The sequence below is a fragment of the Streptomyces sp. NPDC050548 genome, from assembly GCF_044457385.1.
Classification (GTDB): Bacteria; Actinomycetota; Actinomycetes; order Streptomycetales; family Streptomycetaceae; genus Streptomyces.
This window is the reverse complement of record NZ_JBITGV010000017.1, coordinates 86471-109643: the sequence shown is the minus strand read 5'-3', so window position 1 is coordinate 109643 and position 23173 is coordinate 86471. Positions and strand designations below refer to the sequence as shown.

At 70.7% G+C, this 23173-nt stretch carries 22 protein-coding genes; 13 read left to right on the top strand and 9 right to left on the bottom strand.

All coding sequences use genetic code 11. The features are described from left to right. Positions 1–119: 119 nt before the first annotated feature. The 4 genes from ACIBJH_RS36905 (at position 120) to ACIBJH_RS36890 (ending at position 5991) form a co-directional block, all read left to right on the top strand. Positions 120–1673, top strand: coding sequence for a SpoIIE family protein phosphatase (locus ACIBJH_RS36905; RefSeq protein ID WP_399121312.1), 1554 nt, complete (start codon positions 120–122; stop codon positions 1671–1673). A gap of 93 nt (positions 1674–1766) precedes the next feature. Next, positions 1767–3233, top strand: a complete 1467-nt coding sequence (locus ACIBJH_RS36900) for an aminopeptidase P family protein (protein ID WP_399121311.1) — start codon at positions 1767–1769, stop codon at positions 3231–3233. A gap of 77 nt (positions 3234–3310) precedes the next feature. Further along, positions 3311–4762, top strand: a complete 1452-nt coding sequence (locus ACIBJH_RS36895) for a PLP-dependent aminotransferase family protein (RefSeq protein WP_399121310.1) — start codon at positions 3311–3313, stop codon at positions 4760–4762. A gap of 2 nt (positions 4763–4764) precedes the next feature. Beyond that, the gene (locus ACIBJH_RS36890; RefSeq protein WP_399121309.1) at positions 4765–5991 is read left to right on the top strand and encodes an MFS transporter; all 1227 of its coding nucleotides are present in this window, start codon (positions 4765–4767) and stop codon (positions 5989–5991) included. A gap of 15 nt (positions 5992–6006) precedes the next feature. On the opposite strand, the gene ACIBJH_RS36885 is transcribed toward ACIBJH_RS36890, so the two are convergent. From ACIBJH_RS36885 to ACIBJH_RS36870, 4 genes are all read right to left on the bottom strand, one after another. Continuing rightward, positions 6007–6840, bottom strand: a complete 834-nt coding sequence (locus ACIBJH_RS36885) for a triphosphoribosyl-dephospho-CoA synthase (protein WP_399121308.1) — start codon at positions 6838–6840, stop codon at positions 6007–6009. Positions 6841–6850: 10 nt separating this feature from the next. Continuing rightward, on the bottom strand, positions 6851–7795 hold the full coding sequence (locus ACIBJH_RS36880) for an intradiol ring-cleavage dioxygenase (RefSeq protein WP_399121307.1): 945 nt from the start codon (positions 7793–7795) through the stop codon (positions 6851–6853). A 66-nt stretch (positions 7796–7861) separates the two neighbouring features. Continuing rightward, the gene (locus ACIBJH_RS36875; RefSeq protein ID WP_399121306.1) at positions 7862–8419 is read right to left on the bottom strand and encodes a GNAT family N-acetyltransferase; all 558 of its coding nucleotides are present in this window, start codon (positions 8417–8419) and stop codon (positions 7862–7864) included. Positions 8420–8471: 52 nt separating this feature from the next. After that, entirely contained in the window at positions 8472–8918 is a 447-nt protein-coding gene (locus ACIBJH_RS36870) for an ATP-binding protein (protein WP_019073437.1), read from the bottom strand. Positions 8919–9154: 236 nt separating this feature from the next. Here ACIBJH_RS36870 and ACIBJH_RS36865 point away from each other — a divergent pair, with 236 nt between their 5' ends. The 9 genes from ACIBJH_RS36865 (at position 9155) to ACIBJH_RS36825 (ending at position 19023) form a co-directional block, all read left to right on the top strand. Continuing rightward, positions 9155–9991, top strand: coding sequence for a hypothetical protein (locus ACIBJH_RS36865; RefSeq protein WP_399121305.1), 837 nt, complete (start codon positions 9155–9157; stop codon positions 9989–9991). Positions 9992–10161: 170 nt separating this feature from the next. Then, positions 10162–10878, top strand: coding sequence for a YcnI family protein (locus tag ACIBJH_RS36860; protein ID WP_399121304.1), 717 nt, complete (start codon positions 10162–10164; stop codon positions 10876–10878). Positions 10879–10973: 95 nt separating this feature from the next. After that, positions 10974–11624 (top strand): SCO family protein, encoded by a 651-nt coding sequence (locus ACIBJH_RS36855; RefSeq protein ID WP_399121303.1) that lies wholly within the window; start codon positions 10974–10976, stop codon positions 11622–11624. Next, complete coding sequence (locus ACIBJH_RS36850) at positions 11621–12067, top strand: copper chaperone PCu(A)C (protein WP_399121302.1); 447 nt, start codon at positions 11621–11623, stop codon at positions 12065–12067. The genes ACIBJH_RS36855 and ACIBJH_RS36850 overlap by 4 nt, the downstream gene beginning before the upstream one ends. Before the next feature lie 16 nt (positions 12068–12083). Continuing rightward, positions 12084–14024: a copper resistance CopC/CopD family protein gene (locus ACIBJH_RS36845; RefSeq protein ID WP_399121301.1), complete on the top strand. Its 1941-nt coding sequence runs from the start codon at positions 12084–12086 to the stop codon at positions 14022–14024. A gap of 8 nt (positions 14025–14032) precedes the next feature. Then, positions 14033–15331, top strand: coding sequence for an iron uptake transporter deferrochelatase/peroxidase subunit (efeB, locus tag ACIBJH_RS36840; protein ID WP_399121300.1), 1299 nt, complete (start codon positions 14033–14035; stop codon positions 15329–15331). Positions 15332–15439: 108 nt separating this feature from the next. Then, a complete protein-coding gene (pheA, locus tag ACIBJH_RS36835) occupies positions 15440–16372 on the top strand; it encodes a prephenate dehydratase (RefSeq protein ID WP_399121299.1) in 933 nt (310 codons plus the stop codon). Between the two features lie 573 nt (positions 16373–16945). After that, the gene (gene serS / locus ACIBJH_RS36830; RefSeq protein WP_399121298.1) at positions 16946–18223 is read left to right on the top strand and encodes a serine--tRNA ligase; all 1278 of its coding nucleotides are present in this window, start codon (positions 16946–16948) and stop codon (positions 18221–18223) included. Beyond that, positions 18220–19023 carry an HAD family hydrolase gene (locus tag ACIBJH_RS36825; RefSeq protein WP_399121297.1) on the top strand — a complete coding sequence of 268 codons (804 nt, stop codon included), beginning with the start codon at positions 18220–18222 and terminating at the stop codon, positions 19021–19023. The genes serS and ACIBJH_RS36825 overlap by 4 nt, the downstream gene beginning before the upstream one ends. A 310-nt stretch (positions 19024–19333) precedes the next feature. Here ACIBJH_RS36825 and ACIBJH_RS36820 read toward each other — a convergent pair whose 3' ends face one another. The 5 genes from ACIBJH_RS36820 to ACIBJH_RS36800 all read right to left on the bottom strand — a co-directional run bounded on the left by ACIBJH_RS36820 (position 19334) and on the right by ACIBJH_RS36800 (position 23153). Further along, positions 19334–19573: a hypothetical protein gene (locus ACIBJH_RS36820; protein ID WP_359610812.1), complete on the bottom strand. Its 240-nt coding sequence runs from the start codon at positions 19571–19573 to the stop codon at positions 19334–19336. Positions 19574–19653: 80 nt separating this feature from the next. Continuing rightward, positions 19654–20373 (bottom strand): ABC transporter permease, encoded by a 720-nt coding sequence (locus ACIBJH_RS36815; RefSeq protein WP_399121296.1) that lies wholly within the window; start codon positions 20371–20373, stop codon positions 19654–19656. Between the two features lie 11 nt (positions 20374–20384). After that, positions 20385–21296 carry an ABC transporter ATP-binding protein gene (locus ACIBJH_RS36810; RefSeq protein ID WP_019073425.1) on the bottom strand — a complete coding sequence of 304 codons (912 nt, stop codon included), beginning with the start codon at positions 21294–21296 and terminating at the stop codon, positions 20385–20387. Further along, positions 21293–22201 (bottom strand): ABC transporter permease subunit, encoded by a 909-nt coding sequence (locus ACIBJH_RS36805; protein WP_399121295.1) that lies wholly within the window; start codon positions 22199–22201, stop codon positions 21293–21295. Before ACIBJH_RS36805 ends, ACIBJH_RS36810 begins: the two co-directional genes overlap by 4 nt. Further along, positions 22191–23153, bottom strand: coding sequence for an ABC transporter ATP-binding protein (locus ACIBJH_RS36800; RefSeq protein ID WP_399121414.1), 963 nt, complete (start codon positions 23151–23153; stop codon positions 22191–22193). The genes ACIBJH_RS36805 and ACIBJH_RS36800 overlap by 11 nt, the downstream gene beginning before the upstream one ends. Between the last annotated feature and the right edge of the window lie 20 nt (positions 23154–23173).

Here is a 23173-nt window from a genome sequence, read left to right as displayed (position 1 = left end):
GCCCAGTCGACCGCAATGGACCGTCCCCTGATGCAGTTTTAAGCCAACTTTGCCAATCCGCAAGGGGAGAGCGAAATGCCCCCGCGAAACCCATGGACACCAGGAATCCCAGCAGGACAATGCTGGACATCCCCTCACGAGTGCGTGTACATGTGGAGACACTGCCAGCGGCGCAGAATGACATGGGGGTTTGCGATGCTTTTGAGCAATACGCACCGGTCGGAAAGCCGGACGCCATGAACGCCCCTCACCCTCCGAAAGTGGCTGGAATCGATTCAACGGTTCCCTCGCCCGCACACACTGTCGCGCCCGCGCCTGCCGCCACCGGTACCCCTCCGGCCCCTTCCCCTAACGTCCAGAACCCGCCGGAAACCGCTCCGAACGCGCCAAGTGCCCTGCTCCAGGACCGTCTCGCCGGCTGGGTCTCCGACCTCACGACCCTCCACGAACTCACGGAACGCCTGACCCGCACGGACGCACTCGCGGACGCACTCCAGGAACTGCTGCACGCCGGAGCCGCCCTCGTGGGCGCCCGGCGCGGACTCGTCGTCCTGGAACCCGGCGACGGCCTGGGCCCCGACACCACCATCGGCCTGGGCCTGGACCGCTCCGACCTCGGCCACATCGAGACGGTCCCGCGCGGGGCGATGTCCTACGGCCAGATTCTCGACGGTCCTGCCGGGGCTCCCGGCGGCGAGGGGGGTGAGATCGTCCACCCCGACCTGTTCGCCGAGGACGGCCTCGACCCGCGCCACCGCGAGGTGGCCGTACGCCTGGGCTACGCGGCGAGTTACGCGCTGCCCCTGGCGACCGACGCGGCCGGACGCCTGGGCGCCGCCGTGTGGCTCTACGACGAGCCCGCCGAGCCGGTCGAGCGGCAGCGCCATCTCGTCGGCCTGTACGCCCGGTACGCCACCGAGCACCTGGCGCGGCTCCTCGAAGTCGAGCGCACGCGCGCGTGCATGGCGACCATCGCCGAGGAGCTGCTGCCGTCCCGGCTCCCCCGCGTGGCCGGTGTACAGCTCGCCGCGCTGCACCGCACGGGTCCGCGCGGCGGCGGCGACTGGTACGACGCGCTGCCGCTGCCCGATGCCGCGCTCGGTCTCGCCGTCGGCTCGGTGACCGGTTCCGGGCCGAGCGCGATCGCCGCGATGGGCCGGCTGCGGGCCTCCCTGCGGGCGTACGCGGTGATGGAGGGCGAGGACCCGGTCGCGGTCCTGTCCGACCTCGAACTGCTCCTGAGGCTCACCGAGCCCGCCCGCTCGGCCACCGCCCTGTTCGCCTACTGCGAGCCCGCGCTGCGCAAGATCACCCTGGCGGGGGCAGGTCACAGCCCGCCGCTCCTGGTCGGCGAGCGGCGCACGGAGTTCGTGGAGACCTCGGTGTCCGCGCCGCTCGGCATGCTCGCCTGCTGGGAGGCGCCGAGCGTGGAGCTGGAGGCGGAGCCCGGCGAGACGGTCCTGCTCTACACGGACGGGCTGCTGCACCGTACCGGCGACCCCATGGACCGCGCCTTCGCCCGGCTGCACTCGGCGGCGGCGAGCGTCCCCAAGGCGCTGCGCGCCGACCCGGCCGCGATCGCCGACCACGTGCTGCGGACCGTCCTGCCGGACGGCCTCGACACGGCCGACAGCGACGAGGACGTCGTCCTCCTGGCGGCCCGTTTCGAGTAGTCGCCCGGAAGCCATGTGTAACAGGCCATACGGCTCTGGGCCCCCTTCCGTACGACCGTACGATGGAGGGGGTCCAGTGCCGTATCTAGGAGGATGACCGTGGCCGACGAGCTCACCCCGGAGACCCCGGAGACTGAGTCTGAGGAGCCCATCAAGAAGCGGAAGAACGGCCTGTACCCGGGCGTGTCCGACGAGTTGGCCGAGAGCATGAAGTCCGGCTGGGCCGACACCGAGCTGCACGACCTGCGGCCCGTCGAGCAGGCCGAGCACACCGCCCGCCGCCGTGCCGCGCTCTCCGCGCGTTTCCCGGGCGAGCGCCTGGTGATCCCCGCGGGCAACCTCAAGACCCGCTCGAACGACACCGAGTACCCCTTCCGGGCGTCGGTCGAGTACGCGTACCTGACGGGCAACCTCACCGAGGACGGCGTCCTCGTCCTGGAGCCCACCACCGAGGGCCACAAGGCGAGCATCTACCTCCTCCCGCGCTCCGACCGCGAGAACGGCGAGTTCTGGCTCGACGGCCAGGGCGAGCTGTGGGTCGGCCGCCGCCACTCGCTGACCGAGTCCGAGGCGCTCTACGGCATCCCCGCCTCCGACGTCCGCGAGCTGGCCGAGGCGCTGCGCGAGGCCACCGGCCCGGTCCGGGTCGTCCGCGGCCACGACGCCGGCATCGAGGCCGCGCTGACCGACAAGGTCACCGCCGAGCGCGACGAGGAACTGCGGGTCTTCCTCTCCGAGGCCCGCCTGGTCAAGGACGAGTTCGAGATCGCCGAGCTGCAGAAGGCCGTCGACTCGACGGTCCGTGGCTTCGAGGACGTGGTGAAGGTCCTCGACAAGGCCGAGGCGACCAGCGAGCGCTACATCGAGGGCACGTTCTTCCTCCGTGCGCGCGTCGAGGGCAACGACGTCGGCTACGGCTCGATCTGCGCCGCGGGACCGCACGCCACCACCCTGCACTGGGTGCGCAACGACGGCCCGGTCCGCTCCGGCGACCTGCTCCTCCTGGACGCCGGCGTCGAGACGCACACCCTGTACACCGCCGACGTCACCCGCACGCTTCCGATCAACGGCCGCTTCACCGAACTCCAGAAGCAGGTCTACGACGCCGTGTACGAGGCCCAGGAGGCCGGTATCGCGGCGGTGCAGCCGGGCGGCAAGTACCGCGACTTCCACGACGCGGCGCAGCGCGTGCTGGCCGAGAAGATCGTCGAGTGGGGCCTTGTCGAGGGACCCGTGGAGCGCGTCCTGGAGCTGGGCCTCCAGCGCCGCTGGACACTGCACGGCACCGGCCACATGCTCGGCATGGACGTCCACGACTGCGCCGCCGCGCGCACCGAGACATATGTCGAGGGCACGCTGGAGCCCGGCATGGTCCTCACGGTGGAGCCCGGCCTGTACTTCCAGGCGGACGACCTGACCGTCCCCGAGGAGTACCGCGGCATCGGCGTCCGCATCGAGGACGACATCCTGGTCACCGAGAACGGCAACCGGAACCTCTCCGACGGCCTGCCCCGGCGGTCCGACGAGGTCGAGGCGTGGATGGCGTCCCTCAAGGGCTGACGGAGCTGATACAAGACTGATGGCCGGGCACGCGTAGGGTGCCCGGCCGTTCGTATGCCTAGGGGGAGGGCTTTTTCGTGAACGACTTCTGGTCCGGTGTCGGGGTCGACCTGCATCTGGAACCCGACCCGGAGGGCGGCCGCCGCGCCGGTCTCGAACGCGCGCTCCGGGACGCCGTACGCGACGGCCGCCTGGCCCCCGGGACCCGCCTCCCGGCCACCAGACGCCTCGCGACCGAACTCGGCGTCTCCCGGGGCACCGCGAAGGCGGCCTACGACCAGCTCGTCGCCGAGGGCTATCTGACCGCGCGCCAGGGCTCCGGCACCCAGGTCGCGCTGCTGCCCTCCGTCGACACGGAGACACCGGGGGCGGCGGCACGCGCGCGTGCACCCCGTTTCGACCTGCGGCCCGGCAGCCCGGACGTCGGCGCGTTCCCGGCGGCGGCCTGGCTGCGCGCGCTGCGCCGCGCCATCGCGACGGCACCCTCCCTGGCGTACGACTACGGCGATCCGCGCGGTCGCCTCGAACTGCGCACCGCGCTGTCCGGCTACCTGGGGCGGGCGCGCGGGGTGATCGCGCCCCCGGAGCGGATCGTGATCACCTCCGGGTACGTTCAGGGACTCGCGCTCCTCACGCGCGTGCTCGACGGTTCCCGAGTGGCCATGGAGGATCCCGGACTGCCCTTCCACAGGGAGGTGGTCCGGCACAACGGCGGCACCGTGGTCCCCGTAGGGGTCGACGAACGGGGCGCCCGCGCCGAGGAGTTGGGGGACGCGGCGGCCGTGGTGCTGACACCGGCCCACCAGTACCCGACCGGCGTGACCCTGCACCCGGAGCGCAGACGGGCACTGACCGACTGGGCACGCGCGCGTGGGGGACTCATCGTCGAGGACGACTACGACGGGGAGTTCCGCTACGACCGGCAGCCCGTGGGCGCGCTCCAGGGGATGGCGCCGGGACAGGTCGCGTACCTGGGCACCGCCTCCAAGACGCTCGGGCCCGCGCTGCGGCTCGGCTGGATGGTGCTGCCGCCCCACCTGGTCGACGCGGTCGCCGACGCCAAGCTGCACAGCGACCACCACACCGAGACCATCGGCCAGTTGGCGCTCGCCGAACTGATCGACAGCCACGCCTACGACCGGCACGTGCGCGCGTGCCGGCTGCGCTACCGGCGCCGCCGCGACCAGCTCCTCGACCGGCTGGGGGCGCGCCGCGGCGTGCGCGGGATCGCGGCCGGGCTGCACGCGCTGGTGGAGGTCGACGACGAGGAGGCCGTAGTGGCGCGGGCCGAGAAGGAGGGGCTCGCGGTCGGGCGGCTCGGCGAGCACTGGCATGCGGCGGGGGAGGAACGCCCGCAGGGGCTGGTCGTGGGGTACGGGACGCCCCGGGAGCGGGTGTATCCGGAGGCGCTGGAGGTGTTGGGGCGGGTGCTGGACGGGGCCAGAAGGGCGAAGGGTTCGACAATTGGGCCAACAAATGGAGTGAGTATTGGGTCTCACAGGGGACCCAATAAGCTTCTACCGTCGTAGCCATGACGAACTCGCTCGTCCCGCCCGCGGGCCCGCAACGCACCCTCGCGCTGGCCCAGTTGACCAACTCCGTCGGTGACGGCGCCTACTACGTGACCTCGGCGCTGTACTTCACCCACGTCGTCGGGCTCGCCCCCGCGCGCGTGGGCCTCGGGCTCACCCTCGCGTGGGCCGTGGGTTCACTGGTGGGCGTGCCGCTGGGACGGCTGGCCGACCGGCGCGGGCCGCGCGGTACGGCGGTGCTGCTGGCGTTGGCGACCGGGCTCGCGGTGGCGTCCTTCCTCGTCGTCCGGGGATTCGTGCCGTTCGTGCTCGCCGCGTGTGCCTACGCCTCCGCGCAGTCGGGGCTCGCGGCGGCCCGGCAGGCGCTGCTGGCGGGGCTGGTGTCCGCCGGGGAGCGGACCGGGCTGCTGGCCCATCTGCAGTCGACGCTGAACGCCGGTCTCGCGGTGGGCGCGGGCCTCGGCGGGCTCGCGCTGCGGGCGGGGACGCGGTCGGCGTACCTCGGGGTGTTCGCGCTGGACGCGGTGAGCTTCCTGGTGTGCGCGGGGTTGCTGCTGCGGCTGCCGTCGGTACCGAGCGTTCAGGTGCGGAAGGCGGGCGGCCTCGGCGTCCTGCGCGACCGGCCGTATGTCGTCGTCACTCTTCTCAACACCGTGCTGCTGCTGCGGATGCCGCTGCTCAGCCTCGGGCTGCCGCTGTGGATCGCCGAGCGGACCGACGCGCCGACCTGGCTGGTGTCCGCGCTGTTCGTGCTCAACACCGGTGCGGTGATGGTCTTCCAGGTCCGGACGGCACGCGGGGTCACGGGGCTCGCGTCGGCCACGCGCGTGGTGCGGCGTTCGGGCTGGGTGATGCTGGCGGCCTGCGCGGCGTTCGCACTGTCGGCGGGCGCGTCGCCGTGGGTGGCGGCCGGGGCGCTGGTGGTAGGGGCGGTCCTCCAAGTGGCCGCCGAGATGGGGCAGTCGGCGGGTTCCTGGCAACTGTCCTTCGCACTGGCGCCCGCCGACCGGGTGGGCGAGTACCAGGGGTTCTTCGGGACGGGTGTGACGGTGGCCCGGACGATGGGTCCCCTGGTGCTGACGTCCCTCCTCCTGGAGTGGGGCACACCGGGCTGGCTGCTGCTGGGCGGGGCGACGGTGGCGGCGTCGTACGCGATGGGACCGGCGACGCGGCGGGCGACCCGTGGGGATGAAGTGCCGGTCAGGCGGAGGGTGTTGGTGAGCTGACCGGCACCGGCTCCATCAACCGGTCCGCGCCGGCGAGGTGACCGGCAGTGAGTCCAGGAACAGCGCGCCCGCTAAGAGTCCCGCGCTTCCGCGAGGGCTCCACGCGCGCGTGCGGAGGTCGGTGTCCAAGGCGGCCAGGGCCTCCGCGCCCGCCCTCGTGGCCGTGCCGCCCGTTTCCAGGACACCGCGGGCCCCCGCCTGGACCTGGCGCAGGCCCAACGGGCCGGCGGTGTGCAGGAGTTCGGTGTCCTGGAGGGTGGACATCACGGTGAGGAGGGCGTCCAGGCGGGCCTGGCTCTCGGTGGCGCCTGCCTTGCGGGCTGTGTCGAGGGCGTCCAACGCCCTGCGTACGTGCGGGAATCCGGCCCTTGCCTCGCCCCGGGCGCCGGCCGCGCCGTACTTGACGGAGATCGACGAACCCCGGGAGGGGCGCCTGGGGGCGCCCTTGTCGTTGAACGCGGCGATCTTCCGGGTGTTCAGGGCCATCTCGCGGGCCTCGGCACCGGGGTCCAGGGCGACCGCGGCAACCAGGAAGCCGAGGGCCCACAGGGCGCCCTTGTGGCCGCCTCCGGCCAGGCCGACCGAGTGCTCGGTGCACCGGCCGATCGCGCCCAGCTCCGCCCGCAGCGCCGGCGTGGCCTCACCGGCACGGCGGGCGGCGGCGGCCATCGCCGCGAGGCCGGGCGTCAGCGCCTTGGCCGACCAGCGCAGACTGTCGTGCTCCCGGCGCGTACTGCGGGCGTCCAGGTCACGCGGGTCGGGCAGTCCCGGCTTGGGAGCCAGGGCCAGCTGACCGGTGAGCGCGGCCACGGCGGCCCACGCCAGCGCGTCGTCCTCGCGACTTGTCATGTCCCTTACCTTATGAGGAGGCCGAGGCGGAAGGGGAGGCGCTGTCGCTGGGCGGCGTACCCGTAGGGGCGTCGCTGGGAGCGCCGCTCGGGGGTGTGCCGCCTCCGCCGCTGCCCGCGCCCGTGCTCTCGGCGTCCGGGTCGACGCCGAGCGTCAGGGAGCCCTTGTAGCCCTTGGACGGGTCCTTCTTGTGGACGGCCTTGAGGGTGAGCAGGCCGCTGGTGGCTCCTCCGCCGTCGTAGACCATGTCGTTCGCGAGGACGGTGTACGAGCCCGTGTGCTTGGAGTAGGGGTCGAGGGTGAAGATCTCCTCGGCGATGTCGTCGGCGAAGAACAGCTGGCCGGTGTAGTTGACCTTGCCGCCCTCGTAGGTGCCGTCCTCCTTCTCGCCGCCGGTGTGCACCTTGACGTGGATGTGGCAGGTGCGCGGGGTGTACCAGCCGGGGAAGATCGTCTCGAACTTGACGACCCCGTTGGCGTTGGCGATCTGGTAACCGCGCAGGTAGGTGAGGTCGTTGGCGCTGTCGCCCTCCTCGCTCTCGGCGGGGGCCGAGCCGCCGGGGTTGGCGGTGGTGTAGCCGGAGTAGTAGCCCCAGGCGTCGCAGTGCCAGATCTCCACGGCCGCGCCCTTGACCGGGGTGCAGCCGTCGGTGGCGTCGACGACGGTCAGGCGCAGGGTGAGGGGGACGCCCGCCTTGCCCTCGGTGATGTCCTTGCGCACCAAGGCACCGTCGAGGTAGTACGGGCCCTCGGTGACGCTCGTCATCAGCGTCATGCACTCGCTGCTGGTCGAGGTCGCCGTGGCCGTCGCGTCCGCGTCGGCCGTCGTGTCGGTCGTGTCGGCGAACGCCGACTGGAACCCGGCCACCGCCAGCCCGCCGGCCGCGACCGTACCGCCGGTCACCGCGAGGGCGCGGCGCCGGCTGATGGTTTTGTCTTTGTGGTTTCCCGTCATGATCGGGAAGCTACGAACGGCACCCGTCAGGGGCGTGGGTCCCGGCTGTGCGCCCGGTAAGAATCCTTAGAAAACTGACATCGGGTCGTCGTCGTTCAGGATCCGCTGGAACAGCCGGTGGTCCCGCCACTCCCCGCCGATGTGCGCGTAGCGCGGAGCCATGCCGATCGGTTCGAACCCGCTCTTCTCCAGGACGCGTTGGGAGGCGAGGTTGTCGAGCCGTGTGGTCGCCTCCAGCCGGTGCAGTCGGAGCGTCTCCCGCGCGAGCCGGCAGACCCGTTCGACACCCGAGGTGGCCAGGCCGCGCCCTTGCAGGTCGGCGGTGATCCAGTAGCCGAGCGAGGCGCTGCGGAAGGAGCCGAGCACGATCCCGGCCAGGGTGAAGGCCCCGGCGACCCGCTCGCCGGACACGAGGAGCAACGGCACGACCCGGCCCTCCCGGTACTCCCGCAACATCGCCTGCAGCCGCCCGCGCTGTCCTTCGGCGGTGAAGAAGGCGTCCGGGCGGTACGGCTCCCAGGGGCTCCGGTTCTCGGCGAAAGCGGCGGCGAGGGCCGGGGCGTCGGCCGGCTCGGCGAGCCGCAGCGTCAAGCCCTCGGTCAGTTGTTCGGGTCGGATGTCCATGCGCGGATTCTGCCGTGGCGCGGACACCCAGGGACGCGCTTCGGACGCTCCCTCACACCGCCATCAGCGGCGCGTCCTTCCGCCACTTCAGGATCTTGTCGAAGCTCACCACCGCGCCGCCCACACCCGGCTTGTTGCCGATGTGGACGTGGTCGGCGAGTTCCTGGATGAGACACAGCCCCCGGCCGTTCTCCGCCTCGCTCGGGGCCGGGCGGACGGCCTGGGCGCGCGCGAAGCCGGGGCCCGAGTCGGCGACCTCGATCCGGCACTTCTCGCCGTCGAGGTACGCGGTGACGCGGTACGCCTCCGAGGACGCGCCGGGCTCGGTGTCGCCGCCGTGCTCGACGGCGTTGGCGCACGCCTCGCTGAGGGCGACCGAGAGGTCGTAGGAGATGTCCGGGTCGACGCCCGCGGTCTCCATCGTGCCGAGGAGAAGCCGGCGGGCGAGCGGAACGCTCGCGGCCTCGCGCCTCAGATGGAGTGACCACCAGATGCTCATGCTCCAGCCTCCTGGCCGCGGCTCGACATAGTGATACCTATTGCCGCCAGTGCCCCTGTGTAAGCACGGAGTTGACGTGATGCCGCCCATATGGGGGATGTGCCCGAAACGTAATTGGTGTATCCGGAGGTAGCTCACGTCGGAGAGTGACCTTTGTGATCTATGACACATTATCGTCCCGGTGTGGCGGACCTGCCGTATGGCGTCCACAGGGCCGGTGCGATGATGAGCCCGCCATGACTGCCCCCCACCCACGTACGGCGCGCTCCGGAGGTGAACTCCGGTTCCTGCGGGCCGCGGTGTTCGCCGCGGTCTGTGTCGTGCTGGCCGCGGCCGGTCATGCCATCGCCTCCTGCGCCACCGTGCCCCTGTGGACACTCGGCGCGGGCTTCCTCGCCACGTCCCTGCTCGTCGCGCCGCTCGCCGGACGCGAGCGCTCGCTGCCGGGCATCGCGGCGCTGCTCGCGGTCGGACAGACCGTGCTGCACACGCTGTTCGGGCTCGGCCAGACGGCCGGTACGTCGACCACGGGCAGCCTGTCCGCGTCCGAAGCCTCGCTCGTCGCACGCGCCGCGCATCTGCTGTGCGGGACCACCGCGGCGGCGATCAGCCCGGCGCAGGCCCACCAACTCCTCGCCGACGCGCGGCTGCTGCCGGCCTCGGGCCCGATGAGCGGGATGAGCGGGATGGGGTCGATGCACCACCCGGCGGACGCCATGTCCACCTCCGCCGCCTCCTCCATGTCGCTCTTCCCGTCCGTGTCCATGCTGATCGGCCACCTCCTGGCGGCCCTCGCCGCCGGCTGGCTGCTGCGGCACGGTGACCTGGCGCTGCGGCGCCTGATGGAACTGTCGGCACACGGAGTCGCGGAAGGGGCGCTCGTACGGTCCCTGCGCGGGGCGCTCGCCCTGGTGCGCGCCCTGCGGGCCGGACTGCCGGGAGCACCTGGTACGGGTCCGCGGCTGCGGCGTACCGCCCACTTCGCGCCGCCCGCGCCGCACACCACCGCACTCCAGCACTCGGTGATCCGCCGCGGTCCGCCTTCGGCCGCCGCACACGTCCTCGCCGCCTGACGCGACGCGACCACCACCGCACTCCTTTCGTGTGTGGAGAGGCCGCCGTCGTGCGGCACGCGCGCGTGCCCGGCTTTTTCCGCCGGGAAACCCCTGGTGTCACCCAGGTGTTCACGCGCCCCTCTTCACCACCGGAACTCACTCGAACTCGAAGTGGAGTGCTCCCTTCCATGAAGGCTTCTCGTATCGCCGCCGCCGCTGCCGTCGCCGGCTCGGCCGTTGTCGTCCTGTCCTCCCCCGCCTTCGCGCACGTCTCCGTGCAGCCGGAGGGCACGGCCGTCAAGGGCGGCTACGCGGTCGTCGACTTCAAGGTCCCGAACGAGCGCGACGACGCCTCGACCACCAAGCTCGAAGTCACCTTCCCGACCGACCACCCGCTGGCCTCCGTGATGCCGGAGCCGATCAGCGGCTGGACCGTCAAGGTCACCAGGTCGAAGCTGGCCAAGCCCGCCGAGATGCACGGCGAGACGATCACCGAGGCCGTCACCAAGGTCACCTGGACCGCGACCGGCAAGGGCGTCGAGCCCGGCTACTTCCAGAAGTTCCCGGTCTCCGTCGGCATGTTGCCCACGGACGCCGACCAGCTCGTCTTCAAGGCGCTGCAGACGTACTCCGACAAGGAGGTCGTGCGCTGGATCGAGGTGCAGAAGGACGGCGAGGAGGAGCCCGAGAACCCGGCTCCGACCCTTGAACTGACCTCCGCCTCCGCCTCCGGCGCGACCGCCGAGGACGCCTCCGAGAAGACCGAGAACACCGCCGCCGACACCACGACCGCCGCCGACTCCTCCGACACCACCGCCCGCGTCCTCGGCGTGGTCGGCATCGCCGTCGGCGCCGCCGGTGTGGCGTACGGCGTTCTCGCCGGCCGTCGGCGTACGACCGTCTGAGGCCCGTCCGCTCATGGCGCGCACAGGGGTCCGTGCGACTCTTGCGCAACGACCCCGGTGCGCGCCGGAGCTCTCACAACTGGGACATTTTTCCTATGCGCAAGAAGACGTTCGCGGCGGCAGCGCTGCTCGCCGCCGCCACCCTGACGCTCTCCGCCTGCGGCAGCGGCGACGACGGCAACAGCCCCGTCGCCGTGGTCTCCGAGGACACCGCGACCCAGGCCGCCACCGTGCTCGACACCCCGTTCGAGAAGCCGGACCTGGTCCTCACGGACACGCACGGCAAGAAGTACGACTTCCGGGCGGAGACCAAGAACCGGCCGACGCTGATCTACTTCGGCTACACCCACTGCCCCGACATCTGCCCGCTGACGATGAACAACATCGCCGTCGCCAAGAAGTCGCTGCCCAAGGCCGAGCAGGACAAGCTGCTGGTCGTGTTCGTCACCACCGACCCGGCCCGGGACACCGCGTCGGAGCTCGGCAAGTGGCTCAAGGGCATCGACACCCAGTTCGTCGGCCTGACCGGCTCCTTCGCCACCATCCAGGCCGGCGCCCGCACCCTGGGCATCTCCATCGAACCGACCTCCAAGGACAAGAACGGCAAGCTCGTCTCCGTCCACGGCACCCAGGTCGTCGCGTTCTCCCCGAAGACCAACGGCGGTTATCTGCTCTACGGCCAGGACACCACCGTCGACGACTACACCAAGGACCTCCCCAAGATCATCAAGGGGGAGACCCCGTGAGGCGGTTCGCCGGGCCCGTCGCGGTGCTGACCGGCGCGCTGGTCCTCACCGGCTGCGGCGGCTCGGACGACACGAAGGCCCAGCTCTCCGTCGGCTCCGCCTACATCCCCCAGCCGGTCTCGGACATGGCGGCGGGCTTCCTGGACATCGCCAACAAGGGCGGTACGAAGGACGAGTTGACCTCTGTCACCAGCGACGTAGGCCCGGTCTCCGTGCACGAGACGGTCGGCCAGGCGATGGAGGAGGTCACGTCCCTCAATGTGCCCGCACACGGTCAACTCGTGTTCAAGAGCGGGGGCAACCACCTGATGTTCGACAAGCTGAAGCACACGCTGAAGCAGGGCGACAACGTGACCGTGAAGCTGCACTTTGCCAAGTCCGGCCCTCTCACGGTTGAGATGCCCGTGAAGTCGGCGACGTACAACCCCACGACCGGGCACTGAGGGAGGGACCCCCACCTTGAAGACGACCATCACCCCCCGAGTCCGCACTCTGGTGCTGCTGTTCCTTGCCGTCGTCGGCATGCTGTTCGCGGGTGCCGGGACGGCCTCCGCGCACGCCGCCCTGACCGGCAGCGACCCCTCTTCGGGGGTGGTGGTCAACAAGGCTCCGACACAGGTCTCGCTCACCTTCTCCGAGAAGGTCGCGACGAACAACGACTCGCTGCGCGTGCTCAACCCGAAGGGCAAACGCGTCGACGTCGGCAAACCGTCCAACATCAGCGGTACGACATACGCCGTGCAGATCCGCAGCGGACTGCCCACCGGCACCTACACGGTGGCCTGGCAGGTCGTGTCCGCGGACAGTCACCCCGTGGGCGGCGCCTTCACCTTCTCCATCGGCTCCCCCTCGAAGACCGTCGTCTCGGCGTCGGCCGAACAGGACGTCGGCGGCGGGCTCGTCGGCGGGCTGTACGGCTTCGGGCGCTACATGTCGTACGCCGGCTTCATCGTCATGGTCGGCGGCGCCGCCTTCGTCCTGGCCTGCTGGCAGCGGGGCGCCGGGGTGCGCGCCCTCCAGCGGCTGGTCGTGTCCGGGTGGGTCTCGCTGACCGCGGCCACGCTCTGGCTGCTGCTCCTGCGCGGCTCGTACACGACCTCCGGGAAGTTCGGCGACATCTTCGACCTGAACCTCCTCGGCCAGGTCCTCCAGACCAAGACGGGCGCCTCGCTCGTCTCCCGGCTGCTGCTGCTCGCCGCCGCCGCGCTGTTCATCGCCGTCCTCTTCGGGGCCTACGACAAGCGGGAGGACGAGGAGAAGCGGGACCTGACCTTCGGGCTGGCGATCGGCGGCGGTGTGGTGGCCGCCGGGCTCGCCGCGAGCTGGGCGCTGTCCGAGCACGCCTCGACCGGGCTGCAGCCCGGCATCGCGATGCCCGTCGACGTCGTCCACCTGCTGGCCGTCGCCGCCTGGCTCGGCGGCCTCACCGCGCTCCTCGTCTCGCTGTACCGGGCGCCCGCCGACAACCCCGTCGGACGGGTCGTCGTACAGCGCTTCTCGCGCCTCGCGTTCGGCAGTGTCGTCGCGCTGGTCGCGACCGGCGTCTACCAGTCCTGGCGCCAGCTCGGCTCCTGGTCGGCGTTCACCGACACCGGCTACGGGCAGCTGCTGCTCGTCAAGATCGGGCTGGTTGCGCTGCTCGTGGGGATCGCGTCGATCTCCCGGCGGTGGACCGCGCGACTCGCGGACGGCGACACCGACACGGCCACGGCTGAGACGGTCGTCGAGGAAACGGCGGCAGCCGAGGAAAACGAGCCGGAGAAGGAGCACGTCACGGCGTCCGCCAAGACCGGCGGTTCGTCGGCCGCGTCCGGTGACTCCAAGCGCGCCGCCCAACTCGCGCGCCAGCAGGCCGCCGTGGACAACACCAAGCAGAAGCGGCTGCGGGACGCCGACCCGAATCTCTTCGGGCTGCGCCGCTCGGTCCTCGCCGAGGCCGCCGTCGCGGTCGTCGTCCTCGCCGTCACCACGGCCCTGACGACCACCGAACCGGGCCGCACGGAGGAGGACGCCAAGGCGGCCAAGGCCTCCTCCTCGTCCTCTTCCTCGTCGTCCTCGGGCGCGCTGACCCTGGACATGTCCTTCGACACCGGGGGCACGGACGGCAAGGGCGTCATCCGGGTCGACATCGACCCCGCGCGGGTGGGCGGCAACGAGATGCACGTCTATGTGCAGCGCCCCAACGGCCGGGCCTTCGACGTCCCCGAGGTGAAGGTCGCCTTCACGCTCGCGGCGAAGAAGATCGGTCCGCTGCCCGTGACGCCCGACCGCATCACCACCGGGCACTGGGCCGCGAACGGAATCCAGATCCCCATGGCGGGCGACTGGAAGATCTCGGTGACCGTGCGGACCTCCGACATCGACCAGACCACCGTCGACAAGAACGCGCAGATCGGCTGAACCACGCCATGCCTGACCAGTCCATTCCCGAGGCCAGCACCGTAAAGGCACCTCCTGGGGAGGCCGTTTCCGAAAACGCCTCCCCGGGGGAGGGTGTTTCCCGCCGACGGCTCCTCGGTTCGGCCGGTGCCACCGGACTCGTGCTCGGTGCGGCGGGCGGGGCCGTGGGGTACGCGTCCGCACCGGCAGGGGCCACTCCGCTGACCTCACTTGGCGCGGACAGGGCAATGTTTCACGGGAAACATCAGCCCGGCATCACCGAGGGCCTCCAGGCGCGCGGCCACCTCGTCGCCTTCGACCTCGCGGCGGGCGCGGGCCGTAAGGAGGCGGCGGCCCTGCTGCGCCGCTGGTCGACGACCGCCCAGCGGCTGATGGCCGGTGAGCCGGCAGCGCAGGACGACACGGATGTCGCCCGGGACGCGGGGCCCTCGTCGCTGACGATCACCTTCGGCTTCGGCAACAGCTTCTTCTCCCGCACGGGCCTGGAGAAGCAGCGCCCCGCCTCCCTCGACCCGCTCCCCGACTTCTCCTCCGACCAGCTCGACAAGGCACGCAGCAACGGCGACCTGTGGGTGCAGATCGGCGCCGACGACGCCCTGGTCGCCTTCCACGCCCTGCGCACGATCCAGAAGGACGCGGGCAGCGCGGCCAAGGTGCGCTGGCAGATGAACGGCTTCAACCGGTCGCCGGGCGCGACGGTCCACAAGATGACGGCCCGCAATCTGATGGGCCAACTCGACGGCACCCGCAATCCGAAGCCGACCGAGTCCGACTTCGACAAGCGGATCTTCGTGCCGGCGTCCGGTTCGGCCGACCCGGCCTGGATGGCGAACGGCTCCTACGCCGTCGTACGCCGGATCCGCATGCTCCTCGACGACTGGGAGAAGCTCTCGACCGGCGCCCAGGAGAACGTCGTCGGGCGCCGCAAGTCCAATGGGGCACCCCTTTCCGGGGGCGGTGAGACGACCGCGATGGACCTGGAGAAGACCGACGCGAAGGGCGCCCTGGTCGTCCCCATCAACGCGCACGCCCGGATCGCCCGCCCCGACCAGAACGGCGGGGCGGCGATGCTCCGGCGCCCCTTCTCCTACCACGACGGCATCGGCGCCGACGGCACCCCGGACGCCGGGCTCCTCTTCGTCTGCTGGCAGGCCGACCCGCTGCGCGGCTTCGTCACCGTGCAGCGCAAGCTCGACCGCGGCGACGCCCTGTCGACGTACATCCGCCACGAGGCGAGCGGCCTGTTCGCGGTCCCGGGCGGGGCGGCGGAGGGCGAGTACGTGGGGCAGCGGTTGCTGGAGGGGTGAGCCCGTCGCCCCGGCAGGGCGGTGGTGGGCGGCGGAGCCCGTCGCCCTATGGAGTGGCCGGGCCGGGATGCGTGCCCCGGGTTTGGCAAGGGCCATTAGGGTGAGGTCATGCCAGCCAGCTACGCGTATCTCGGCCCTGAGGGCACCTTCACCGAAGTCGCCCTGCGCACGCTTCCCGAGGCGGCCACCCGGGAGCTGATCCCGTATGTGTCGGTGCAGTCCGCCCTGGACGCGGTGCGCACCGGTGAGGCCGAGGCCGCGTTCGTGCCGATCGAGAACTCCGTCGAGGGCGGTATCACCACCACCTTGGACGAGCTGGTCGCGGGCGCGCCGCTGATGATCTACCGCGAGGTGCTGCTGTCGATCACCTTCGCGCTGCTGGTCAGGCCCGGCACGAAGATCTCCGACATCAAGACGGTCTCCGCGCACCCGGCCGCCCAGCCGCAGGTCCGCAACTGGATGAAGGCGAACCTCCCGGACGCCCTGTGGGAGTCGGCCGCCTCGAACGCGGACGCCGCCCGGCTGGTCCAGGAGGGCCGCTACGACGCCGCCTTCGCCGGTGAGTTCGCCGCCGCCCGGTACGGCCTGGAGGCCCTGGAGACGGAGATCCACGACGCGGAGAACGCCCAGACCCGGTTCGTGCTGGTGGGCAAACCCGCCCGCCCGGCGGCGCCGACCGGCGCGGACAAGACGTCCGTCGTCATCTGGCAGCGCGACGACCACCCCGGCGGTCTGCGCGACCTGCTCGGCGAGTTCGCCACCCGGGGCATCAACCTCATGCTGCTGCAGTCCCGCCCGACCGGCGCCGGTATCGGCAACTACTGCTTCTGCGTCGACGCCGAGGGGCACATCTCCGACCGCCGGGTGGCCGAGGCCCTGATGGGGCTCAAGCGGATCTGTCTGCAGGTGCGCTTCCTCGGTTCGTACCCGCGCGCGGACGTCGGCGTCGACGGCGTACGGCCGCTGTTCCCGGGGACCTCGGACGAGGAGTTCCTGTCGGCGGCGGACTGGGTCGCGCACTGCCAGGACGGCCGTTTCTGACCGGCAGTGCGCCGATGGTGGCCCGGTAGTGGCCCGGTAGTACCTGCGTATCTTCGTTATCCACAGAAGTTATCCACAGGCCCACTTCTCGACCTGGGGACAAGTCGACAGTGGAGCACCACTCTGTCGACAAATCGCCCTACAGGCCCCTGGTGTGCGCACCGGCGCGCAAGTCACTCTTCGTCCACCCGTTTCCTTCGGGCAATCCTATGGAGCGACGCAATTCCACCCGAAAGTGGGTGTGAGGGACGTTTGGGTCGGGAATTCCTTGATCCCGGAACCCCTTTAGGAATGATCACTTCCGACATCCACAGATCTTCCACACAGCCTGTGGATAACTCTTCCGGGATGTGGATTCCTGTGGACAACCGCGCCCTCAAGTCCCGTTTCCCACAAGGGATTCGAGTCAACAGGCCGCCTCGCGCCTGCCCCGTTCCAGGGAGCGGAACGCTCTTTCATTGACTCGCATCCACCGACATTGACACTCTTCGCAATTACCCCATAACTGGATGTAAGCCGCGGTTCGGAATACCAAGTCGTGAGCCGGAACCCCGCACCGGTAGCCTGGTCCGCGTGATTGACCTTCGCCTGCTCCGTGAGGACCCCGACCGTGTGCGCGCGTCCCAGCGCGCCCGTGGAGAGGACGTCGCGCTCGTCGACGCTCTCCTGTCCGCCGACGAGCGACGCAGGTCGTCCGGCGTCCGCTTCGACGAGCTGCGCTCCGAGCAGAAGAGCATCGGCAAGCTCATCTCCAAGGCCTCCGGCGACGAGAAGGCCGAGCTGCTCAAGAAGACGGGCCAGCTCGCCGCCGACGTCAAGGCGGCCGACGCCGAGCAGCACGAGGCGGACGAGGAGACCAAGCGCCTCGCGCTCCAGCTCGGCAACCTCGTGCACCCGGACGTGCCCGTGGGCGGCGAGGAGGACTTCGTCGTCCTGGAGACGCACGGCACGATCCGCGACTTCGCCGCCGAGGGCTTCGAGCCCAAGGACCACCTGGAGCTCGGCGAGGCGCTGGGCGCCATCGACGTCGAGCGCGGCGCCAAGGTGTCCGGCTCGCGCTTCTACTACCTCACCGGCGTCGGCGCCCTCCTGGAGCTGGCGCTCGTCAACGCGGCGATCGCGCAGGCCACGGAGGCCGGCTTCGTTCCGATGCTGACCCCGGCGCTGGTCCGCCCGCGCGCCATGGAGGGCACCGGCTTCCTCGGCCAGGCCGCGGAGAACGTGTACCACCTGGAGAAGGACGACTACTACCTGGTCGGCACCTCCGAGGTCCCCCTCGCCGCGTACCACATGGACGAGATCCTCGACGCGGACAAGCTGCCGCTGCGCTACGCGGGCTTCTCGCCGTGCTTCCGCCGCGAGGCCGGCACCTACGGCAAGGACACGCGCGGCATCTTCCGCGTGCACCAGTTCGACAAGGTCGAGATGTTCTCGTACGTCCTCCCCGAGGATGCGGAGAACGAGCACCAGCGGCTCCTGAACTGGGAGAAGCAGTGGCTGACCGGCCTCGAACTGCCCTTCCAGGTCATCGACGTGGCCTCCGGCGACCTCGGCGCGTCGGCGTCCCGCAAGTTCGACTGCGAGGCGTGGATCCCGACCCAGGGCAAGTACCGCGAGCTGACCTCGGCCTCCAACTGCGACAGCTTCCAGGCCCGCCGACTGTCGGTGCGCCTGCGCGACGGCAAGAAGGTGCAGCCGCTGGCCACGCTCAACGGCACGCTGTGCGCCGTACCGCGCACGATCGTGGCGATCCTGGAGAACCACCAGCTGCCCGACGGTTCGGTGCGGGTGCCCGAGGTGCTGCGCCCGTACCTGGGCGGCCGTGAGGTCCTGACGCCGGTCGCCAAGTGAGCACCGGCTTCCCGTACAAGCTGATCGCGACCGACCTCGACGGAACGCTCCTGCGCTCCGACGAGTCGGTCTCACCGCGCACCCGTGCCGCCCTCGCGGCGGCCACGGAGGCCGGTGCCGCGCACATCGTGGTGACCGGCCGCGCGGCCCCCTGGACCCGGCACATCCTCGACGACCTCGGCTACGAGGGCCTCGCGGTCTGCGCCCAGGGTGCCCAGGTCTACGACGCCGGGGAGCACCGCCTGCTGACCGCGGTCACCCTGGACCGGCAACTGGCCGCCGTGGCGCTCGCCAAGATCGAGGCGGAGGTCGGCCCGCTGTTCCTGGCGGCGAGCCAGGGCGGCCTGGACGGCGAGGTGCTGGTCGGACCCGGATACCGGGTCACGGGGGCGCTTCCCGCGACCCCGTTCACGGACGTGTCCGAGTTGTGGGCCGCTCCACTGAACAAGATCTACATCCAGCACCCGACCCTCACCGACGACCAGCTCGCCGAGGCGGCCCGCGAGGCCGCGGGCGGCTTCGTCACGGTCGCGATGGCGGGCGAGGGCATCGTCGAACTGCTGCCCCTGGGCCTGTCCAAGGCCACGGGCCTCTCCATCGCGGTGCGCCGCCTCGGTCTGAAGGCCGCTGACACGATCGCCTTCGGCGACATGCCCAACGACATCGCGATGTTCGGGTGGGCGGCCCACAGCGTGGCGATGGCCAACGCGCATGAGGAACTGAAGGCTGTGGCGGACGAGGTGACGTCCTCGAACGAGGAGGACGGGATCGCGGTCGTGCTGGAGCGGTTGCTCGCGTAGGTGTGGGCAACCGCCCCAGCTCGTCATGCCCCCTGCGATGGGGGCGAAAGGGAGGGCGGCCCACGCGATAATGAGTCGCGTGCTCGAAGCGGCCGCCCCGGGCAGCTCCCCGTGGTGGGCGACTCGACGGAGGGTAACTACTCCGGAGACCGCCGCGGGCTGCCCTGAAGGGAGTTGGACGTCCTGTCGTGCATCGACATCGTCCAGCTCCTCTCCCGGTCGGTGGCGCCGGCTGATCCGGCGTCGACAGAACAACTGTGCCTGTACGCCGAGTTGGACGCCACCGAATAAAAGGGCAGCCGCGTGACGGCTAGCTCCGGCGCCACCTGCGCCGACGCGCCTTGCTGAAGAACCAGCCCGCGGGCGGCTCGTCCGAGCGCCAGGGCTGCGGCTCGGGCGACTCGTTGCGCCAGCGCGCCGCGAGCATCCGGGCGCGCGCGGACGGCTCGGCCGTCTCGGCGGACCGTATGAAGTCGTCGTCCAGGACCAACTTGTCCCAGCCGTCCCCTGATTCGGCCTGTCCGCCGCCGTACGGTGCCTGTCCCGCCATCCCCGTTCCTCCTAGCCGTGCGTCCCCGTTTGCCCAGTGTGCCCGGACAGAGATGAAGCCCCCGTCAAGATCAGGACCTGTCATTCCTCGCCGGCGAGGGTCAGCGAGCGCAGCTTCTGTCCGGCGTACCAGGTCGCTCCCACGGTGACCGCGACCAGGAAGATCGTCGCCGTGGTCAGCCCGACGTCGGAGGTCACCAGCTCGCCGCCGGACACCTTGTGGGCGACGGCCAGGGCCCACTGCTGGACGCTGAGCGTGCGGGCGCCGGCGACCAGGGAGCCGAACAGGGCCTCCCAGACGAGGGCGTAGACGAGCCCGAAGACCACAGCGTGCCGCGAGACCGTGCCGAGCAGCAGGAAGAGTGCCGCGTAGGCGATGGAGGCGACCAGGGCGGCCACCGTGTAGGCGACGGCGATCTGCTGGCCGTTGCCGTTCAGGATGAGCCCGGAGATCAGCATGGGCACGGCCGAGAACACCATGGTGACGCCGACCGCCACGATCAGCTTGGTGAAGATGATCGTGGGCCGCTTCAGCGGCTTGGACAGCAGATACACCACGGAGCCGTCGTCGATTTCCGGTCCGATCGCGCCCGTGCCCGCGATGACGCCGATGATCGGCACCATCGTGGCGAGGCCGAGGCCGCCCAGGACGTCGACGGCGGTCTGGTCGTCGGCGCCGGCGAGGGCGCGCACCACCACGGAGATCACGATCAGCAGCATGGGCAGGGCGCCCAGGATGAGGGCCCGGCGCCGGCCGAGCAGGGCCCGGTAGGTGAGTCGGGCGACTGTGGGGTCGTACATCTCTTGGCCTCCTACGCCGCGACGAGATACGAGAAGACGGATTCGAGCGACTCGTCCGACGGCGAGACCGTGAGCAGCCGGATGCCGTGGTCCCTGGCCACCCGGGGCAGCAGGGCGGTGAACCGGCCGAAGTCGACGGCCTGGATGCGCAGCGCGCCCTCGGCCAGGTCGACCTCGATGCCCGAGGTCGACGGGTCCGCGATCAGCGCGGCGGCGAGGGCGCGGTCGTCGCTGGAGCGGACCAGGTAGCGGTGCGGGCGGTCGGTCATCAGGCGGCGGATCTTGCGGAAGTCGCCGCTGGCCGCGTGCCGTCCGGCGACGACGACCTCGATGTGCCAGGCGAGCTGTTCGACCTCTTCGAGGATGTGGGACGAGAACAGCACCGTGCGGCCCTCGTCGCCCATCCGCCGCAGCAGGTCCATGAGCTGCATGCGCTGGCGCGGGTCCATGCCGTTGAAGGGCTCGTCGAGCAGGAGCAGCGAGGGGTCGTGGACCAGGGCGGAGGCCATCTTCACGCGCTGGCGCATGCCCTTGGAGTACGTCGAGATCTTGCGGTCCTGCGCGTACTCCATCTCGACCGTGGCCAGCGCCTTCTGGGCGGCCTTGGCGCCGAGGCCGTGCAACTCCGCGTTGGCGACGACGAATTCGCGTCCCGTGAGGAAGTCGTACATCGCCTCGCGCTCGGGGACGATCCCGATGTGCTTGTAGATCTGTTCGTTGCGCCACACCTGCTGGCCGTCGAGGGTGACGGTGCCGGTGGAGGGAGCGAGGAAGCCGCCCATCATGTTGATGAGGGTGGACTTTCCGGCGCCGTTGGGGCCGAGGAGTCCGGTGACTCCGGGGCCGACGTTCATGGTGATGTCGTTGACGGCGACCACGTTGCCGAACCAGCGGGAGACATGGTCGATGGAGAGCGTGGTCACAGGCCCACCTTCCGGTAGCGGCGGATCAGGAGGCCGTAGGTCGCGGCGATGAGGCCCAGAACGGCGAGGACGTAGACGACGCCCTGTCCGTGGGTGGGGCCGACGCCTCCGGGGAACGCCGAACTCGCGCCCAGGAAGGCCGACTGGAGGCCGTCGATGAGGGTGACGGGCGAGAAGAGGCCGATCCACGGGATGGCGCTCGTGGCGTTCTGCGCGTCGGCGATCGCCTGGAGGGTGGAGACGGCGCCGTAGGAGATGGTCAGTACGGCGATGACGGCCGCGATGCCGAAGCCGCGGCGCGGGGTGATCGCCGCGATGACCAGGCCGATGCCGGCGAAGAGCAGGGAGAGGAGGGTCACGGAGACGAGTCCCTGGGCGAAGCCCTTGGTCTGGTCGGCGAAGTCGAGCTTCGCGAGCAACGCTCCTACGTAGAGCACGATCAGGGGAGCCGCGGTGAGGATGAACATCGCCGAGGCCAGGGCCGCGAACTTGGCCCGCACGTAGTCGGCGGTCTCGATCGGCCGCGAGAAGTACAGCGGGACGGTCTTGAAGCGCAGGTCGCGCGAGACGGACTGGGGTGCCTGGGAGGCGACGTAGAGGCTGATGACGGCCTGCATGATGATCGCGTAGCGGGTGTAGTCGACGGGCAGGTCCTTGGCCTTCGTGGCGACCGCGACGGCCACCATGATGGCCGCGGGCACGCACATGACCACGAACAGCAGCATGGGCAGCACCTTGGACTTCACCGAGCGGCCGAGGCCGTAGGCGCCGCGCAGGGACTGCGAGTAGAGGGAGCGCCGGGCGTAGGCGCGGCCCAGACGGGGGCCGTCGTAGTTGCGGTAGCCGATGTTGTGGATACGGGTCTGGTCGCCCGGCTGGGGGACCAGGGGCTGGTCAATTGCCATGGCCTACGGCCTCCTTCCGCTCTGCGTCGGTGTCGGTGAAGACCTCGGAGATGTGGTGGCGGCGCTGCTCCATGCGCACCAGGCCGAGGCCGAGGTCCGCGATCACGTCCCTGACCACGTCGTACGTCTCCTCGCCCGAGGCCGTCAGGAGCAGGACGTGGCCCGCGCCCGGCAGGCCGCTGCCGTCGTGGGTGTCCACCCCGCGCGCGTGGAGCGCCTCGCGCACCGCGCGGGTGCCGTCCGGGTGCTCGTCGGTGTCGGTGACCTCGATGGCCAGGGTGGTCGTGGTCTGGGTGAAGTCCGTGGTGGAGCTGGAGCGCAGGAGCTTGCCGCCGTCGACCACGATCACGTGGTCGCAGGTGCGCTCCAGCTCGCCCAGCAGGTGCGAGGTCACCAGGACCGAGATCCCGAAGTCCGTGTAGATGCGGCGGATGAGGCCGAGCATCTCGTCACGGCCGACCGGGTCCAGGCCGTTGGTCGGCTCGTCCAGGAAGACCAGCTGCGGGTCGTGGACGAGGGCCTGCGCCAGCTTGACGCGCTGCTTCATGCCCGTCGAGTAGCCGCCGATGGGGCGGTAGCGCTCCTCGTACAGGCCGACATGGCGCAGCGTGTCCGCGGTGCGCTCGCGCGCCGCGGTGGGCGGCAGTCCGGACATGCGCGCCATGTGGACGACGAACTCGGTGGCCGAGACGTCGGGCGGCAGACAGTCGTGCTCCGGCATGTACCCGACGCGCTCGCGGATGTCGGCACCCTTGGTGGCGACATCGAGGCCGAGCACTTCGGCTCGGCCCTCGGAGGCGGGGGACAGACCCAGCAGGATCTTGATCAAGGTCGACTTGCCGGCTCCGTTGGCACCGACGAGCCCCGTCACACCGGGGCCGACGTCCACGGAGAGCCGGTCAAGCGCGGTCACCCGGGGGAACCGCTTGCTCAGGCTTTCGGTCGCGATCACAGTCACGACTACGAAGGTAG

Bases quoted from the DNA above. Each gene is read 5' to 3' on its own strand.
- ACIBJH_RS36905 (WP_399121312.1), top strand. From the start codon at position 120: ATGCTGGACATCCCCTCACGAGTGCGTGTACATGTGGAGACACTGCCA.
- ACIBJH_RS36900 (WP_399121311.1), top strand. From the start codon at position 1,767: ATGACCGTGGCCGACGAGCTCACCCCGGAGACCCCGGAGACTGAGTCT.
- ACIBJH_RS36890 (WP_399121309.1), top strand. From the start codon at position 4,765: ATGACGAACTCGCTCGTCCCGCCCGCGGGCCCGCAACGCACCCTCGCG.
- ACIBJH_RS36885 (WP_399121308.1), bottom strand. From the start codon at position 6,840: ATGACAAGTCGCGAGGACGACGCGCTGGCGTGGGCCGCCGTGGCCGCG.
- ACIBJH_RS36880 (WP_399121307.1), bottom strand. From the start codon at position 7,795: ATGACGGGAAACCACAAAGACAAAACCATCAGCCGGCGCCGCGCCCTC.
- ACIBJH_RS36875 (WP_399121306.1), bottom strand. From the start codon at position 8,419: ATGGACATCCGACCCGAACAACTGACCGAGGGCTTGACGCTGCGGCTC.
- ACIBJH_RS36870 (WP_019073437.1), bottom strand. From the start codon at position 8,918: ATGAGCATCTGGTGGTCACTCCATCTGAGGCGCGAGGCCGCGAGCGTT.
- ACIBJH_RS36865 (WP_399121305.1), top strand. From the start codon at position 9,155: ATGACTGCCCCCCACCCACGTACGGCGCGCTCCGGAGGTGAACTCCGG.
- ACIBJH_RS36860 (WP_399121304.1), top strand. From the start codon at position 10,162: ATGAAGGCTTCTCGTATCGCCGCCGCCGCTGCCGTCGCCGGCTCGGCC.
- ACIBJH_RS36855 (WP_399121303.1), top strand. From the start codon at position 10,974: ATGCGCAAGAAGACGTTCGCGGCGGCAGCGCTGCTCGCCGCCGCCACC.
- efeB (WP_399121300.1), top strand. From the start codon at position 14,033: ATGCCTGACCAGTCCATTCCCGAGGCCAGCACCGTAAAGGCACCTCCT.
- pheA (WP_399121299.1), top strand. From the start codon at position 15,440: ATGCCAGCCAGCTACGCGTATCTCGGCCCTGAGGGCACCTTCACCGAA.
- ACIBJH_RS36820 (WP_359610812.1), bottom strand. From the start codon at position 19,573: ATGGCGGGACAGGCACCGTACGGCGGCGGACAGGCCGAATCAGGGGAC.
- ACIBJH_RS36815 (WP_399121296.1), bottom strand. From the start codon at position 20,373: ATGTACGACCCCACAGTCGCCCGACTCACCTACCGGGCCCTGCTCGGC.
- ACIBJH_RS36805 (WP_399121295.1), bottom strand. From the start codon at position 22,201: ATGGCAATTGACCAGCCCCTGGTCCCCCAGCCGGGCGACCAGACCCGT.